Source organism: Mesorhizobium sp. WSM4898, assembly GCF_029625845.1.
Taxonomy (GTDB): domain Bacteria; phylum Pseudomonadota; class Alphaproteobacteria; order Rhizobiales; family Rhizobiaceae; genus Mesorhizobium.
In genome coordinates this window covers 543597-559830 of sequence record NZ_JARTVQ010000002.1, presented here as the reverse complement: position 1 = coordinate 559830, position 16234 = coordinate 543597, and the positions used below count along the sequence as shown (strand labels likewise).

Here is a 16234-nt window from a genome sequence, read left to right as displayed (position 1 = left end):
GGTGCGCGCGGCAGTTGTGCGAACCCAATCAGGAGAAGGACGATGGCGGAGTGGGTCGAAGCTTGCGCGGTCGACGAGGTGGATGAGGAGGACGTGATCCGCTTCGACCATGGCGGCCGCACCTTCGCGATCTACCGCTCGCCTGACGACGAGTTCTTCGCCACCGACGGTTTCTGCACGCATGAAAAGGCGCATTTGGCCGACGGGCTGGTGATGGACGACATCATCGAATGCCCGAAGCATAATGGCCGCTTCAACTATAAGACCGGCCAGGCCAAGGGCGCGCCGGTCTGCGTCAACCTCAAAACCTATCCAGTCAAGGTCGAGGCCGGCAAGGTGATGATCGATATCGGCTGAAGGCAAGCGGAGCGCATCGCGGCGTTCTCGGAAAATGTCGGCGACGTCAACAGCGGCGCCTATCCGGAAGACCGGCACATCGTGCATATGGATCCAGACGAGCTCAGGCGTTTCATGAAGAAAGTGGACGCAAGAGCCTGAACGGGCACTGCGATGGGTCTGCCTGGGTTCGCCGCCAAGTGCGGCAGGTATTGGGCCGGCCTCGCGGCCCGAGCCGGTAAGCTCTCGTCGAGAGATCGGCGCCTATTTCCGTAGCTTGACCACGCCCATCAGGACCTCCGGATAGGTTGCGGCCATCATCCGCTGATCGGCCTGCGCGGCAAAAATGGCGGTGCACCGTTCGGCGTTGAATCGGAAACGGCGTCTGTATTTTTCCTTGTTGAGAATGATCCCGGAGAGGCCGTCGAATTTGCGGAGCAATCGCTTGCGCAGACCTCTCGTCCAGAGCGGACGCTTGAACCGATCGAGCCAGGGCGTATCTTTCGCCAGGTTGCGATAGATCGCCATCGCGGCGAGTTCCACTCCTTCAGGGCTTGGCCACCACGGCTTTCCGAAGGTGAAATGACGCGCGAAGGCTCTACTGAAGGGTATCTGGCTGGAATAGTTGGTCTGCAGATTCCAGAGCGGATGCATCGTTTGCCAGCGTCCGGCAAACGCTATGTTGAGCGCTCCCTGATCGAGCTTCGGTACGCGCCGCAGCGCCAGTTCGCGCGCCCGCTCCAAGAGCCCCTCGGCGCGGATCATTGGCATGTTCAGCACCAGTATGCCGGCGTTGAAATGCGATGAGCCGGGCTCCATCTCAAGAGACTCACGGCAGCTCGGATCGAAATAGGTCTGTTCGTCATGGGCCGCCAAGAGTGGGGCATTCAGTTCAACATCGGCCAAGTCGGTGATCGACCGGTTGAAGATAACATCGGTGTCCACATAGACGAGTCTGTCGTAGGGCTCGAATACCGACAGCTTGTCGGCAAGCAGGCGAATGTAGGTTGCTACGCTGAGGTGACCGGGATCGAAATCGAATTCCTTCATGAGATCGGACACGTCGACGATCTTGACGGCAGCGCCTAGCAATCGGTCCGCGACCGGCAAATCCTCAGTTCCGGCGCCGATATGAAGGATGAAACCGTCGATAGGCGCAGATACGTCCAGTATGCGCCGCGCGCCCAGAACAGCGTATGGGAAATTTTTTGCGTCTGCCGCCAAGACGAAGCAGGAACGATGCAATTGAGCCACCCCTTATATGCCCTTGGCTCTTCATATCCGAACTCATCGTGCAACCCAAGAGGGTGCCGAGGGCGCCGTCCGGCGGGCCCATAAGCGGCGGAGCCCGGCCATCCATTCGGGGCGAGCGGCCAGTTGGCCTGGGGGTTGGCTTGGGCGGGTGGTGATCTCGATCGTCCGCAAGGATGCGGTGCCCTGATCTCGTTTAGTCGAGCAGTATTTGGTGCACCGCAGGGAGCCAATACCCGTCGGCGAGCACCGCATGGAGCGCATCGGCATGGGATCCGAGCGGCCGGTCTTCCTTAAGCGTCGGCACATGGGCGCGGACGGCCGCGTGGATCGCGCTGGTGGCCGGCGCAAGTGTCAGACCTTCGCGAAGATCGACGGCCTGTGCGGCGGCCATAAGCTCCAGGGCGATCAGCCGCCGCCACAGTACGATCATCTCGACGCATTTGGCGACGGCGAGGGGAGTCTGCGTCGCATGATCCTCAACACCTTCGGACACGGGCAGGAAGTCGAGCATCACCGGATTGGCCTTGTGGCGGATGGCGGCCAGGATCGCCGTCATCGTCTTCTGCAGCGGCACGAAGCCGGCGGACGCGCCGCCGATTGGCGACAGATATTTCGGCAAGCCGTGGCGGGTTGAGCCGGTGAGCTGGATGAAGCGCGCGGCCGACGCCGCCGCGCATTGCGCAATCGCCAGACCTAGCGTCTCGAAGGCGAGCGACAGCGAGGCGGTGTGGAAATTGCCGGTCGACAGCACGAGTGAGTCGTTGGCGAGCACCAGCGGGTTGTCGGCGGACGCGTTGAGCTCGATCTCGACCGTGAGCCGGGCATGGTCGATCGCCTGGATGAGCGCGCCGTGGATCGAGGGCATGCAGCGGATCGACAGCGGATCCTGAAGGGTGGTCGGCGCGGGCGTCCCGTCGCGGGTGAGCAGGTCGCGCAGCGCCTTTGCCGCTACCTGCTGACAGGCGGCCGGCCGCGCCAGATGCAGGCGCGGGTCAAGGATGGTGCGGTTGGCCCCGAACGCTTCCATGGTGAGCGCGCCGGCCTGCTCCTGCTGTTCGAGTGCCGACAGCGCGTCGACGAGCGCCAGCGCGCCGGCGCCGGTAGAAACGGCGGAAGCGTTGATCAGCGACAAACCATCCTTCGGTGCCAGGCTGACTGGCGCAAGCCGCGCCATCATCAGCGCCTTTGCCGAAGGCATGCGCCTGCCCTGATAGTCGGCATCGCCTTCGCCGATCAGCGTGTGGGCTATCGCGGTCATCAGCACCAGGTCGCCGGCGCCGATCGAGCCCAGCGACGGCATCACCGGATGGATGCCGGCGTTGAGCAGATCGACAAGCGCGGTGAGGACATGCGGCGACAGGCCGGAGCCGCCGGCGGAAAGCATGGCGATGCGGGCAAACATTGCGGCGCGCACGAGCTGGGCGGGCAATGGGTTTCCCACCGCAGCTCCGCGTCCGTCGAGAAGCTGGCGCTGGAAGGCACCGGCATCGCCTTCGACAGCCGTGCCGAGATTGGCGCCCAGCCCGGTGTTCAGCCCATAGATCTGCTGGCCGCCGGCAGCGGCGTCATCGAGGACCTGGCGGGCCTTGCCGAGTTTCTCGATGACCGCCGGCGTGATCTCGACCTTGCCTGCACTGCGCGCCACGGCGGCCACGTCCTCGATGCTGACGCCGGCGCCGGTGAGAACGAGCGGGGTCATGCGAAACGCAGCCTCTGGCCGATGCCTTGTTCCGCGGCTTTGGCCAGCATCGCCTTGCCGAGCGCGATGTCGGAGAGCGACAGACCCCGATGCCAGAACAGGATCGTCTCGCCGTCGCTTTGCCGGCCCGCTTTGTGCCCGGCAGCGATCTGGCCGAGCTCGGCATGCAGCGTCGCCTCGCTCAGCCGTCCCGTCTCGACATGGGCGCGCAGCGAGCCGAAGTTGCCGCCCTTGCACTGACCCCAGTCGTCGACGACGATCTTTTGCATGATGTCGGTAAGCGAAAGCTCCACCGCGCTCATCGTGCCATAGGGCACGACCAGCGCGCCGCGCTTGATCCAGGCGGTCTTGAGCAGGGGTTGCGGTTCCGGTAGCCGCGAGGCTTCGACAACGATGTCGGCGCCTTCCACGCAGCTCTTCCAGTCGGCAACGGCGACAACCGGCTTGCCGAGGTCGGCGGCAAGCTTCGCGGCGAAAGCGTCGCGGCTTTCGGGGCGGCGCGAATGGACGCGGATCTCGTCGAAGTCGAACAGGTGATCGAGCAGTCGCACGTTCCAGTAGGCGGTGCCGCGCGCGCCAATGTGACCGAGCACCCTGGATGATTTCTTCGCCAGATGCTTGGCGCCGATGGCGGTGACCGCGCCGGTGCGCATATCGGTGATGACGGTGGCGTCGAGGATGGCGCGTGGCGCGCCGGTGCGCGGGTCGAACAGGTTGAGTATGCCGAATTCGGACGGCAGGGCGTGCAGGTAGTTGTCGACATAATCGCCGACGATCTTGACGCCGGCCGCATCGAGCGGCGCCACATAGCCGCGCAGCACGTTGAAATGACCGCGGAAGGACGGATCCGGCTCAAGATGGACGCGCGGCTCGATCACCGTCTGGCCCTTGCCCTGGGCGACGAGCCCGGCTTCGACGGCGCCGATGATCTCGGCATCGCTCAGGCCAAGGGCTTCAATGTCGAGAGCATTGAGGTAGTCGATATAGATCGGCTTCATGCATTTCCCTCGTCCGGCCCGCACTCATCCATAACAGGCGGCGGGGCGACACGAAAGTTTGTTGGATAAGCTCTGGACTGGTTCAGCCTTATGCTGTTCAACCGGCGCGTCATGACCAGCATCCCCGACAATGAGGCCGTATCCCAGCTCGTGCCGACGGCGGCGCGCCAGGCGCGGCGCGTCGCGCTGATCGTTGCCGTCGCCTTTTTCATGCAGTTGCTGGATTCGACGATCATCTCGACGTCGCTGCCGCAGATGGGGCAGTCTTTCGGCGTGCCGGCAGTGGCGATGAGCATCGGCATCACCGCTTACATGTTGACCATGGCGGTGTTCGTGCCGTTGTCGGCCTGGCTTGCCGACCGGTTTGGCGCGCGCAACATTTTCCTCGTCGCGATCGGGCTGTTCACGCTGGCGTCGATCGCCTGCGGCTACTCACAGAGCCTGACGCAATTCGTTGCCGCCCGCATTGTTCAGGGCCTCGGCAGCGCCTTGATGACGCCGGTCGGCCGCATCCTGGTGCTGCGCAACGCCGCCAAGTCCGAATTGCTTGCCGCCACGGCGCTGATCACCTGGCCGGCCTTGTTCGCGCCGGTGATCGGGCCGATGCTCGGCGGCTTCATCACCACCTATCTGTCCTGGCACTGGAACTTCTTCATCAACGTTCCGCTCGGCCTCGCCGGGCTGCTGCTTGTCGCGCGCTTCGTTCCGGGCGATCGCGAATCCGAGACCAGGCCGCTCGACTGGCCGGGATTCTTCCTCACCGCGCTCGGCCTCGCCGCGATGCTCTATGGGCTGGAACGGCTTGCGCATCCCGAGGATGGCATGCTGCCGACAGTGGGCCTGGTTGCCGCCGGCGTCGCCGTCGGCTGGTTCGCCGTGCGGCACTTGCGGCGGGTGACGCATCCGCTGCTCGACCTGTCCCCCTTCAAAGTGCCGACCTTCGCCATCTCGACGCTCTCGGCGGGCACGATCTTCCGCGTCGCCATCAACGCCACGCCGTTCCTGCTGCCGCTGCTCTTCCAGGTGGGCTTCGGCATGCGGCCGGTGGACGCCGGCCTGCTGATCCTGGCCTACTTCCTCGGCAACCTCGGGATGAAAGCGGTGACCACGCCGACGCTCAGACTCTTTGGCTTCCGCCGGGTGCTGGTGGTCAACGGGGTGATTGCCTCGCTTGCAATCGCGGCGTGCGGCGTGATTTCGCCGCAGACACCGCTGGCACTTGTCGTGGCGTTGATGCTGGTCGCCGGTCTGACGCGCTCGATGCAGTTCACGGCGCTCAACACGCTTGCCTTCGCGGATATCGGCGCGCCGCAGCGCAGCTCGGCCGCGACTTTGTCCAGCATGCTGCAGCAGGTGGCGATGCTGTTTGGCGTGGCCGTGGCCGCGGCGATCCTCAACCTGTCGCAGATCGTGCGCAGCGGCGCGGCGCCCAACCTAATAGACTTCAGGATCGCCTTTTTCGCGATCGGCCTGATCGGGCTGGTGGCAGCGCTGCGTTTCCTGACCCTGCCGGCCAGTGCGGGTGCAGAGGTCTCAGGCCATACCGGGCGGGACTGAAATGGGCTTGGAAGGCCGGCCTGCGCACGCCCGCGGCGGCACCGAACTTCTACGGCAAACTGTCGGGGCTCGGCACTTTTGTGCATCGCAATGACCCGGAGCTCATCGCCTCTGGCCCCGTCAAGGCGTGGAGGAATGACGGCCGCTCCGCACCGACCAGCTGGGCGGATTTTCAGACTGAGCAGGGGTCTCCCCTTCTCCACAAGAAGGGAGAAGGGAAGGTTTGGTCTCTAATCGCTGCGCCTAAAATTACGGATGCGGTCGAACAGCACCGCCAGGATGATCGCGCCCCCGATGAAAGTGCCTTGCCAAAAGGCGTTGATGCCGAGCAGGCCGAGGCTGTTGCGGATGACCTCGATCAGGGCGGCGCCGACGATGGCGCCGAACGCGGTGCCGACGCCGCCGGCGAGGTCGGCGCCGCCGATGACGGTCGCGGCAATCACCTGCAGCTCCATGCCGTTGCCGAGATTGGTGGTGACGGCGCCGAGCCAGCCGGTCTGGATGATGCCGGCGAGACCGGCCGAGAGCGCCGAGATCATGTAGACTGCGACCTTGATCTGGCGCACCGGAACACCGGTCAGCGTGGCCGCATGCTCATTGCCGCCGATGGCGAAGATATGCCGGCCGAACTTGGTCCAGCGCAGGATGAAGCCGGTGATCAACGCCAAAAGGATCATGTAAAGCACCGGATTGGCGATGCCGAACACCCAGGCGCCGCCGCCCAGCGCCAGAAGCTTGTCGTGGTCCGGCCCGAACTGGAAAACGACGGTGTTGTTGGAGGCGACCATGGCGAGGCTGCGCGCCACCGACAGCATGCCGAGCGTCACCACGAAGGGTGGGAAACCGAGATAGGCGATGAGCACCCCGTTGAAGGCGCCGATGGCTAAAGCGGTGACGATCGAGGCCAGGATGCCGATTTCGATCGAATAACCGGCATGCATGGTGACGGCCAGCACCATCGAGCACAGGCACAGCACCGAGCCGACCGACAGGTCGATGCCGCCGGTGATGATGACGAAGGTCATGCCGAGCGCCACGATGGCGACGAAGGTGATGTTGCGGGTGATGTTGAAGAGGTTCTTCTGCGTGGCGAAAGCGTCGGTCGCGAAGGACAGGAACAGGCAGGCGAGGATAACCGCGATCACCACCCAGAAGGTCTGGTTGGCAAAGAGCCGTGAGAAGAATGTGTGCTGCTTCTGCGCGATCGTCTGGTCAAGGGTGACTGCCATTATCGACCTTTCCTGAGGCGTTGGACGCCCGATCCACGCGATTACGCAACCTGTTCGATGGCCCCGGTGATCAGCCCGGTGACTTCCTCGGGCGAGCTCGAGGCGATCTTCTTGTCGGCGACTTTCCTGCCGCGCCGCATGACGATGACGCGGTCGGCGACATCGAAGACGTCGGGCATGCGGTGGCTGATCAGCACCACGGCGATGCCCTGGTCACGCAGATGGCGGATCAGGTTCAGTACCTCCGCGACCTGCCTGACCGAGATCGCCGCCGTCGGCTCGTCCATCAGCACGATCTTGGCTTGCGACAGCATGGTGCGCGCGATCGCCACCGCCTGGCGCTGGCCGCCCGACATCTGCTTGACGAGGTCGCGCGGCCGCGTCTCGGATTTCAGTTCGGCAAAGAGCTGGCCGGCGCGCTTGTACATCGCGGCATAATCGAGAATGCGGAAGGGGCCGATGCCGCGGCGGAGTTCCCGGCCGAGATAGACATTGGCGGCGGCCGTCAGATTGTTGCAAAGCGCCAGGTCCTGATGGACGATCTCGATGCCGTGCTGGCGGGCCTCGGCCGGCTTGTGCAGGATCAGCTCCTTGCCGTCCATGTGCATCGTGCCGTGACTGGGGCGGAAATTGCCGGCGATCATCTTGACCAGCGTCGACTTGCCGGCGCCGTTGTCGCCCATCAGGCCGACGACCTCGCCGGCCTCGAGCGTGAACGAGACGTCGTTCACCGCCTGGATGGCGCCGAAATGCTTCGAGATGTTGGCGAGTTCGAGAACCGACACCAGCCTTAAGCCTCCCCGTTTTCGTCCCTCGACTGCCTTGCCATAATTGCCGGCGCCGCAGGGGCCTCGCGCCTCCAACTCCTCCCGAGCAGGTGCGATAGACTCATTTAGGCAAATGCGGCCATGGGCGTCAATCAATTGTCGGGCGATTAATTTCGAGTCCCGTCGAAAAATCGGTTTTGTAGGACAAATAGCAATTGACGTTGGCGGCGAGCCGTTATTAGCTAGCATTGGAGGAAGAATTTTTCCGTCGCGAAATCGCTGCTCGGCGTGACGCGATGGGCAAGATTCAGGATCCGGCCGGCGCCCATTCGAGCTGGAACGGATCGGCAAATGCTTGTCGGCCCGGCTTGAGACACGAACTTTCGAGCCTATTCCGCGTGTTGCTTGGATCCGGGCCGATCGGTGTGGCGGGCACGTCGTGTCCGTCTGTTTTCAAGGGAGGACTGATATGAGGAAATCGCTTTTGCTCGCCGCCGTCGCCGCCATGGCGCTGGGCGCCGGGCCGGCTTTGGCCAAGAAACAGCTCGTCATTGTCGTAAAGGGCCTCGACAACCCGTTCTTCGAAGCCATCCATCAGGGCTGCGAGAAGTGGAACAAGGAGAACGCCAGCTCCGAATATGAATGCTTCTACACCGGCCCGGCATCGACCTCGGACGAGGCCGGCGAAGCCCAGATCGTGCAGGACATGCTGAGCAAGCCGGACACGGCCGCGATGGCGATCTCGCCGTCCAACGCGCCGCTGATCGCGCAGACCATCAAGAGCGCCAATCCGTCGATCCCGATCATGACGGTCGATGCCGATCTTGCCAAGGAAGACGCCGCGCTTCGCAAGACCTATCTCGGCACCGACAACTATCTGATGGGCAAGCGGATCGGCGAATACATCAAGAAGGCCAAGCCGAATGGCGGCACGATCTGCACGATCGAGGGCAATCCGGCCGCCGACAACATCCTGCGCCGCGCGCAGGGCATGCGCGATGCGCTGTCGGGCAAGGAAGGCCTGCCGGCGCTCGCCGGCGAAGGCGGCTGGACGGAAGTGGCGGGCTGCCCGGTGTTCACCAATGACGACGGCGCCAAGGGCGTGCAGGCGATGACCGACATCCTGGCCGCCAATCCGAAGCTCGACGCTTTCGGCATCATGGGCGGCTGGCCGCTGTTCGGCGCTCCGCAGCCCTATCGCGACCTGTTCAAGCCGATGGCCGACAAGATCGCCAAGAACGAGTTCGTCATCGGCGCCGCCGACACGATCGGCGACGAGGTGGCGATCGCCAGGGAAGGCCTTGTGACCGCACTGGTCGGCCAGCGGCCGTTCGAAATGGGCTACAAGGCGCCGTCGGTGATGCTCGACCTCATCCAGGGCAAGAAGGTCGACGATCCGGTCTTCACCGGCCTCGACGAATGCACCAAGGATACGGTCGACACCTGCATCCAGAAGTAGGCTTCGATCCCCGGGGCGCCCGTCGAAGGGCGCCCCTCCACCTTTCGCCAGGACTATGGGCGCGGCCTTGCCGGGGCGGCGGAGCCAAGAGTTTTTGCGCCAGAATTTTCTTATCCGGCAGAGTTTTTGCGGGCGTCTTGGAGCCCGCGACAGGAGGCACCGGAAGGCGGATGCCACGGGAAAAGTCTGGAAAGCGCTTAGCCGAGCCTGCACAGCCGGCCACGATACGACGACCCGAGGCGACGCGGATCGCCGGCCTCAGCGTGCACGCATCGCTCGCCGGCGAGATCGGCCTCAGGATCGTGCGCGGCGACTATCCGCCCGGAACTGTCCTGCCCAACGAAGCCAAATGGTCGGAAACCTTCAATGTCAGCCGCTCGGCGGTGCGCGAGGCCATCAAGATGCTGATGGCCAAGAGCCTGCTCGCGTCCCGCCCCAAGATCGGCAGTTGGGTCGAGCCGAGGGAGCGCTGGAACCTGCTCGACCGCGACGTGCTCGCCTGGTACGCGACCTCGCCTGACCGCGAGGTGTTTCTCAGAACGGTGCAGGAGTTCCGCCATATCATCGAGCCTGAGGCGGCCGCCTTCGCGGCGCTGCGGCGCTCCGACGAGCAGATGGTCGAAATCAGCCAAGCGTGCCGCGAAATGGGGGAGGCGGCGCATATCCAGGAGCGCACGCGCGCCGATACGCGGTTCCATCTCGCCATCCTGCGCGCCTCGGGCAATGAGCTGCTGGTGCCGCTAGGCGTACTGATCGAATCGGCGCTCGATCATCTCTTCATCTTCGTCACGCGCGAGCACAGCGACCAGCGGCGGGCCCAGTCCCTGCACGAGGCGATCGAGCGAAACATCCGCCTGCAGCGCCCGGCCGCGGCGAGAAGCGCGGTGCACAGGCTTCTCGCCAATACCGACGAGGTGATCGAGCTCTCGAGACGCTGACAGGCTTGGCCGCGGCTTTCAGATCGTCTGCTTTTTGCCGTCCTTCGACGGCATCAGGTCGACGCCGTTGAGCTTGCCGATATGGGTGGCCAGCATCGGCACATACTGCTCGGCCGGCCCCGCCGCGAAGGCGGTCGCGAACGAATTCTTGGTGGCGTTGCCAAGCGGATTGGCGATGCCGGCAGCGCCGGCCATCGATTCCAGATAGGTCAAATCCTTGAAGGCATTGGCGATGGAGAATTTGTGGGCGTCGCGGTCGCCTTCCAGCGTCCAGCGCATGAAGGTCTGGTAGAAGCCGCAATCCATGCGGCCGTTGCGGATCACGCTGTCGAAGCGGGGCGGCGAGATGCCGACCTTCTGCGCCAGCGCCAAGGCTTCCGAATAGATCGCCGCGTAGCCGAGCGAGATGAAGTTGTTGAGCAGCTTCATGCGGTGGCCGTCGCCGGTGTCACCGATATGGACGATGCGGCCGGCCCAGGTTTCGATCACCGGCTTCAACCGTGCGAACACCGCGTCGGGCGCGCCGACCATGGCGTCGAGCGTGCCTTCCCAGGCCTCCTTCGGCGTGCGACTGAGCGGCGCGTCGACATAGTCGACGCCGAGCGCCCTGAGTTCGGCTGCCAGCGCGACGGTGGAGACGGGGTCGGATGTCGAGCAATCCACGACCACGCAGCCTTGCTTCAGACCTTCCTTCAGCCCGCCGGGGCCGCGGATGATCGCCTCGACCTCACGCGAGCCGGTGACGCAGATGAAGACGATGTCGGAGGCCGCTGCCACTTCTTTGGACGTGGCCACTTCCTTTGCGCCGCGGCCGAGCAGGTCATCCGCCGGCTTACGGTTCTTGCGGCCGAGGAAGGTGAGCGGATAGCCCTTGTCGACGATGTTCTTGGCGATGCCATGCCCCATCAGGCCGAGGCCGATGAAACCGATGTTTTCGCGGGCAGCGGTGGTGGTCATGTCGTTTCGTCCCTGTCTTTCCTGATGGTCGGCGCCGGCGCGACCGGCCGGCGAGCATTGCTGGAGAAGGTTTTCGCGGATCGCGGTTGGCAGGCCGTTGCTGAATGCCATATTGTCTGACAATACACACAATCCTTGAGAAATGTGGAGAGCAAAATGACGAAGCGCATCATGTTCACCGGCGGCAGCGGCAAGGCCGGCCGCCATGTCGTGCAGTATCTGGTCGAGCATGGCTGCCAGGTGCTCAACATCGACACCAAGCCGCTCGACAACCCGAAGGTGCGCACGCTGATCACCGACATTACCGACAGCGGCCAGGTGTTCAACGCGCTGTCGAGCTATGCCGGGCTGCATGAATTCGATCCATCGCTGCGCGCACAGCCGGTCGACGCCGTGGTGCATTTTGCCGCCATCCCGCGGATCATGATCACCCCGGACAACGAGGTGTTCCGCATCAACGCGATGGGCACCTACAACGTCATCGAAGCGGCGGTGAAACTCGGCATCCGCAAGGTGATCATCGCCTCCAGCGAGACGACCTACGGCCTGGTCTTCGCCAACGAGCCGCGCAACCCGACCCATTTCCCGCTCGACGAGGACTATGACGTCGATCCGATGGACAGCTACGCCCTGTCCAAGATCGTCAACGAAAAGACGGCGCGCGCCTTCGCGCTGCGCAGCGGTTTCGACATCTATGCGCTGCGCATCGGCAACGTCATCGAGCCGCATGAATATGCGCTGTTCCCGAAATGGTTTGCCGATCCCGGTTTCCGCAAGCGCATTGCCTGGAGCTATATCGACGCCCGCGATCTCGGCCAGATCGCCTTGCGCGCCATCGAGAAGGATGGGCTGGGCTATCAGGTGTTCAACGCCGCCAATGACGAGACCTCGTCCGATCTGCCGACGGCCGAGTTGCTGAAGCGTTTCTATCCAGGCGTGCCGGTGAAAGCCGAGCTCGGTGAATTCGAGACGCTACTGTCCAACCGCAAGGCGCGGGACGTGCTCGGCTTCCGCCCCGAACACAGCTGGCGCAAATACGTCAAAACAGCGTGAGGGCCGACAAACATAGGTTGAGCTGTGCACAGCGCGGCGTCTAGCGGCAAAGGCGGCCTTGCCGCGCTTGACAGCTTCTGAAAACCGGACTTTCTGGGCGTATGCGGGACGCAAAGCCGAACAACGAAAAGAGGCCGACGAAAGCGGCATCCGCCGAGCGTATGGCTGGCGTTCGCCGGCCGGACGCGCCGCGCATCCCTGGTGCCAGCGTGCACACCTCGCTGGCCAGCGAAATCGGCCTTCGGATCGTGCGCGGCGACTACCCGCCGGGCACCATCCTGCCCAACGAGGCCAAATGGTCGGAGACTTTCGACGTCAGCCGCTCGGCGGTGCGCGAGGCGATCAAGATGCTGATGGCCAAGAGCCTTCTGGCATCACGTCCGAAAATCGGCAGCTGGGTTGAGCCGAAGGAGCGCTGGAACCTGCTCGACCGCGACGTGCTCTCCTGGTACGCGACGTCGCCGGACCGTGAAGTCTTCCTGAAGACGGTGCAGGAATTCCGCCACATCATCGAGCCCGAGGCGACGGCTTTTGCCGCAATGCGGCGCACCGATGAGCAGATGGCCGAGATCAGCCAGGCCTGCCGCGAGATGGGCGAGGCGACCAATTTGCAGGAGCGGACGCGCGCCGACACCCGCTTCCACCTGGCCATTCTCAGGGCCTCCGGCAACGATCTCCTGGTGCCCCTGGGCGTCCTGATCGAATCCGCCTTCAATCATCTCTTCGCCTATACGACACGCGAGCTGGACGACCTGCAGCACGCCCAGAAACTGCACGAAGCGATCGAGAGGAACATCCGGCTGCAGCGGCCGGATGCTGCGCGCAACGCCGTGCGCAAGCTGCTCGCGAATACCGACGACGTCATCCGCTCGCGCTAAGGCCTACCGATACCCGGGTGAGGCCCGGTCCGACCTCGACAAGTCCTTAGTCTTCCTTCTCGCGCCCGAAAGCGACGCGCAACTCGTCCTTGGCCTTTTCCAGAACTCGCTTGCGCTTCTCCGGCAGGTTCCTGCCGGCGCGGTTGATGTAGAAATTCAGCATCGACATCGCGGATCGGAACGGCTCAGCCTTGCGGCGATGGCTGTGCTCAGCCGAGCGCTTCAGCGAGGTGGCGATCCTCTTGGCATCGTCGGATTCGAAAATGTGCTCCTCGAGATCCAGCGCATCGCTGTGCGCGGTCACTTCGGCCGACCATTTTTTCCTGGCGGTCATGGCGAACCTCCTTCCTGGCCCTTGGGCACAACGCTCTCTTGGGGCAAAAACTCTGGGCGGCATGGCCGGTTCCCGATTTCTGGAGCCACGGATTTGTCCCTTGTGGCGCTGCTCGGCACCGGGAATGCGCCGATACTTGGGGTGGAAACCGCCCGATCACCAACAAGCGCGGACAGGAAAGGTGTGACGACAACCGTCTCCAGCCGGGCAGATGGCCCCAGCATCGACAGCGCCTATGCATGGATACGGCTCGGCGTCTCGATGCTTTTGTCGACGATCGGCGGCGCCGGCATGTGGGCGGTGGTCGTCGTTCTGCCCGCCGTGCAGGCCGAATTCGGCGTCGACAGGGCCGCGGCTTCAATGCCTTATACCGCGACCATGGTCGGCTTCGCCGCCGGCAATATGCTGGTCGGACGCGCCATCGACCGCATGGGTTACTGGATCCCGGCGCTCGTCTCTGCGATTGCGCTCGGCGCGGGCTTCCTGCTCGCCTCGCTGACCAGCTCGATCCTTGCGTTCACCCTTGTCCAGGGGCTTCTGATCGGACTCGGCACATCGGCGATCTTCGGCCCGTTGATCGCCGACATCTCGCACTGGTTCAACCGGCGCCGCGGGGTCGCGGTGACCGCGGCCGCATCCGGCAGCTATCTTGCCGGAGCAGTCTGGCCGACGGTGATGCCCTATGTCATGCAAGGCGAAGGCTGGCGGTTCACCTATGCCGCGATCGGCATCTTCTGCCTCGCTACCATGGTGCCGCTGGTGCTGATGCTGCGCCGCGGCGCGCCGCGCGAAGCCACCCATGGCTCGCCGGGAAGCCGGCCGACGCAGCCAATCTCACTGTCGCCGGCGGCGTTGCAGATGCTGCTGGTGATTGCCGGCTTCGGCTGCTGCATGGCGATGTCGATGCCGCAAGTGCATATCGTCGCCTATTGCATGGATCTCGGCTACGGCGTCGCGCGCGGCGCCGACATGTTGTCGATCATGCTGGCGGCGGGCGTTGTCAGCCGCATTGGCTCAGGTTTCCTCGCCGATCGCATCGGCGCGGTGAAAACCTTGATCATCGGTTCGGCGCTGCAATGCTTGTCGCTGCTGTTCTATATTCCCTTCGACGGGCTGGCTTCGCTTTATGTGGTGTCGCTGGTGTTCGGCCTCTCGCAAGGCGGCATCGTTCCCTGCTATGCGATCATCGTGCGCGACTACATGCCGGCCAAGGAAGCCGGCCAGCGCGTCGGCATCGTCCTGATGGCGACGATCTTCGGCATGGCCGTCGGCGGCTGGATGTCGGGCTGGATCTACGATCTAACCGGCTCCTATGCCGCCGCCTTCCTCAACGGCATCGCCTGGAACCTGGTCAATCTCGCGGCGATTTTGCTGCTTGTGTGGAAGGCGAGGCGAGGCGCGGAAGCGCCAGCCTGATTTCCGCCGGCAACCCTGGCCATTCCAACCTTGTCTACCGGCGCAAAGGGAGGGGTCAGGTGATACTCGTCCGTGCTCTTTCGTATGGCGTCGCGCCCGAATACTGGGTGCAGCAGGCTATTTACTTGGAAAGGCTTTGGGCGGAATATTGCGAAAGTGGGAGGAAGCAGTCGGAAAATCTCCTGAATAAATGCGCTCGAACGGCTTCCGCCCGTTGAATGCAAGGGAGGATAATCATGAGACGTACTTTCCCGCTCGCGGCATCCGCCGCGGCGTTGTTGCTCGGCGTGCCCTCCGCCTTCGCGCAGTCCGGCGGCGTCGAGAAAGCAGTCGGCGGCTACAGCTTCGAGGAAGCCGCAAAGGAAGCCCCCACCACCAAGGATTTCCATTCGGCCGATGGCCATCTCACCTTCGCCATCGTCACACATACGGCCGGCAACGGCTTCTTCGATCCGGTCTATGTCGGCGCAACCGCCGCCGGCAATCTGATCGGCGCCAAGATACTGCTGCTCGGCTCGGAATCTCCGACCGACGACCCGGCCCGCGAGATCGAAATCCTGAATCAGATTGTGCAGGATCCGACGATCGACGGGCTGATCATGACAACGCCCCAGGTCGGCGCCTATAACGACATCGTCAAGGCCGCCGGAGCCAAGGGCATACCGGTAGCAACGACCAATTCCTTCGACGGCACGATCCTCGACCGCAGCGGCATCAGCCACACCGGTCAGGACGCCTCCGCCGCGGCGATCGCCGGCGAGGCACTCGTCAAGTGCCTGGCGGACAAGGGTATCGAGAAGGGCTCGATCGTTCTGCCGTCATCGACCGCGATGGGCAACATCGAGGTGAACAATCGCGTCACCGCGGCCTTCAACGCGATCGTCAAAGGCCTGAAGGATGCCGGCAAGCTCGAGGCCTTCAAGGTCGACGCAGGTCCCGAGAACACCGGCATCGACACCAATCCGAACGATCCGGTGAACGGCATCGTGACGCTGTTCGAGTCGCGCGGTGATGTTGTCGGCGCCTTCGCCGGCAACAACGTGTTCACGCCTGCGCTGGCCAAGGCCGTCGCCCAAACCGGAAAGACTGGCAAGATCTGCGCCTATGGGTTTGACCTCGGTCCGGCGCAGCAGGATGCGTTGAAGAGCGGCGACCTGACCGGCGCGCTCGGGCAGCAGCCCTTCCTGCAGGGCTTCTATCCGGTCATGCAACTCTATCTGCAGATCGATCGCGGCATCGCGGCCGCCAATCTCGACACGCGCGCCCAACTCGTGACGCAAGAGACCGTTGGAAAGGTCGGCAAGCGTTTCGAGAACTGAATGTCAAAGCGACACTGAACCCGGCGCGGGAGGGCTGGTA

At 63.8% G+C, this 16234-nt stretch carries 15 protein-coding genes and 2 pseudogenes; 10 read left to right on the top strand and 7 right to left on the bottom strand.

The window, feature by feature from the left end; all coding sequences use genetic code 11:
• The first annotated feature begins 42 nt into the window (after nucleotides 1-42).
• Both P9228_RS10065 and P9228_RS30985 read left to right on the top strand, forming a co-directional pair.
• Nucleotides 43-357: a MocE family 2Fe-2S type ferredoxin gene (locus tag P9228_RS10065; protein WP_095824968.1), complete on the top strand. Its 315-nt coding sequence runs from the start codon at nucleotides 43-45 to the stop codon at nucleotides 355-357.
• Between the two features lie 3 nt (nucleotides 358-360).
• Nucleotides 361-498: pseudogene (locus P9228_RS30985) on the top strand (3-methyl-2-oxobutanoate hydroxymethyltransferase); the annotation flags it as partial.
• Nucleotides 499-600: 102 nt separating this feature from the next.
• Here the strand turns inward: P9228_RS30985 and P9228_RS10060 are convergent.
• The 3 genes from P9228_RS10060 to P9228_RS10050 form a co-directional block, all read right to left on the bottom strand.
• Nucleotides 601-1590: a glycosyltransferase gene (locus P9228_RS10060; protein ID WP_278053251.1), complete on the bottom strand. Its 990-nt coding sequence runs from the start codon at nucleotides 1588-1590 to the stop codon at nucleotides 601-603.
• Nucleotides 1591-1783: 193 nt separating this feature from the next.
• Nucleotides 1784-3289 (bottom strand): histidine ammonia-lyase, encoded by a 1506-nt coding sequence (hutH, locus tag P9228_RS10055; RefSeq protein WP_278053249.1) that lies wholly within the window; start codon nucleotides 3287-3289, stop codon nucleotides 1784-1786.
• Complete coding sequence (locus P9228_RS10050) at nucleotides 3286-4287, bottom strand: ornithine cyclodeaminase family protein (protein WP_278053247.1); 1002 nt, start codon at nucleotides 4285-4287, stop codon at nucleotides 3286-3288. Before P9228_RS10050 ends, hutH begins: the two co-directional genes overlap by 4 nt.
• Nucleotides 4288-4398: 111 nt before the next feature.
• Here P9228_RS10050 and P9228_RS10045 point away from each other — a divergent pair, with 111 nt between their 5' ends.
• Together P9228_RS10045 and P9228_RS10040 are read left to right on the top strand one after the other, a co-directional pair.
• Nucleotides 4399-5844 (top strand): MFS transporter, encoded by a 1446-nt coding sequence (locus P9228_RS10045; protein WP_095825031.1) that lies wholly within the window; start codon nucleotides 4399-4401, stop codon nucleotides 5842-5844.
• A gap of 5 nt (nucleotides 5845-5849) precedes the next feature.
• Nucleotides 5850-5948: pseudogene (locus P9228_RS10040) on the top strand (amidohydrolase); the annotation flags it as partial.
• Nucleotides 5949-6074: 126 nt separating this feature from the next.
• Here P9228_RS10040 and P9228_RS10035 read toward each other — a convergent pair.
• A complete protein-coding gene (locus P9228_RS10035; protein WP_066992267.1) occupies nucleotides 6075-7073 on the bottom strand; it encodes an ABC transporter permease in 999 nt (332 codons plus the stop codon).
• 41 nt (nucleotides 7074-7114) lie between these two features.
• On the bottom strand, nucleotides 7115-7858 hold the full coding sequence (locus tag P9228_RS10030) for an ATP-binding cassette domain-containing protein (RefSeq protein WP_066992363.1): 744 nt from the start codon (nucleotides 7856-7858) through the stop codon (nucleotides 7115-7117).
• A 451-nt stretch (nucleotides 7859-8309) separates the two neighbouring features.
• On the opposite strand from P9228_RS10030, the gene P9228_RS10025 reads away from it, so the two are divergent.
• Together P9228_RS10025 and P9228_RS10020 are read left to right on the top strand one after the other, a co-directional pair.
• Nucleotides 8310-9299, top strand: a complete 990-nt coding sequence (locus P9228_RS10025; RefSeq protein ID WP_066992270.1) for a sugar-binding protein — start codon at nucleotides 8310-8312, stop codon at nucleotides 9297-9299.
• 170 nt (nucleotides 9300-9469) lie between these two features.
• Entirely contained in the window at nucleotides 9470-10237 is a 768-nt protein-coding gene (locus P9228_RS10020; protein WP_067328889.1) for a FadR/GntR family transcriptional regulator, read from the top strand.
• Between the two features lie 18 nt (nucleotides 10238-10255).
• Here the strand turns inward: P9228_RS10020 and P9228_RS10015 are convergent, their stop codons facing one another.
• Nucleotides 10256-11194, bottom strand: a complete 939-nt coding sequence (locus P9228_RS10015) for an NAD(P)-dependent oxidoreductase (protein ID WP_095784042.1) — start codon at nucleotides 11192-11194, stop codon at nucleotides 10256-10258.
• Nucleotides 11195-11350: 156 nt separating this feature from the next.
• Between P9228_RS10015 and P9228_RS10010 the strand changes: the two genes are divergently transcribed.
• Complete coding sequence (locus tag P9228_RS10010; protein WP_095783976.1) at nucleotides 11351-12247, top strand: NAD(P)-dependent oxidoreductase; 897 nt, start codon at nucleotides 11351-11353, stop codon at nucleotides 12245-12247.
• Nucleotides 12248-12348: 101 nt separating this feature from the next.
• Nucleotides 12349-13125, top strand: a complete 777-nt coding sequence (locus tag P9228_RS10005) for a FadR/GntR family transcriptional regulator (protein WP_095779401.1) — start codon at nucleotides 12349-12351, stop codon at nucleotides 13123-13125.
• Between the two features lie 46 nt (nucleotides 13126-13171).
• Here the strand turns inward: P9228_RS10005 and P9228_RS10000 are convergent, their stop codons facing one another.
• Nucleotides 13172-13459 carry a DUF3175 domain-containing protein gene (locus P9228_RS10000; protein ID WP_066992279.1) on the bottom strand — a complete coding sequence of 96 codons (288 nt, stop codon included), beginning with the start codon at nucleotides 13457-13459 and terminating at the stop codon, nucleotides 13172-13174.
• Between the two features lie 183 nt (nucleotides 13460-13642).
• Between P9228_RS10000 and P9228_RS09995 the strand changes: the two genes are divergently transcribed.
• Both P9228_RS09995 and P9228_RS09990 read left to right on the top strand, forming a co-directional pair.
• On the top strand, nucleotides 13643-14875 hold the full coding sequence (locus P9228_RS09995) for an MFS transporter (RefSeq protein ID WP_245499157.1): 1233 nt from the start codon (nucleotides 13643-13645) through the stop codon (nucleotides 14873-14875).
• Nucleotides 14876-15111: 236 nt separating this feature from the next.
• The gene (locus tag P9228_RS09990) at nucleotides 15112-16194 is read left to right on the top strand and encodes a substrate-binding domain-containing protein (RefSeq protein WP_066990516.1); all 1083 of its coding nucleotides are present in this window, start codon (nucleotides 15112-15114) and stop codon (nucleotides 16192-16194) included.
• Nucleotides 16195-16234: the final 40 nt, after the last annotated feature.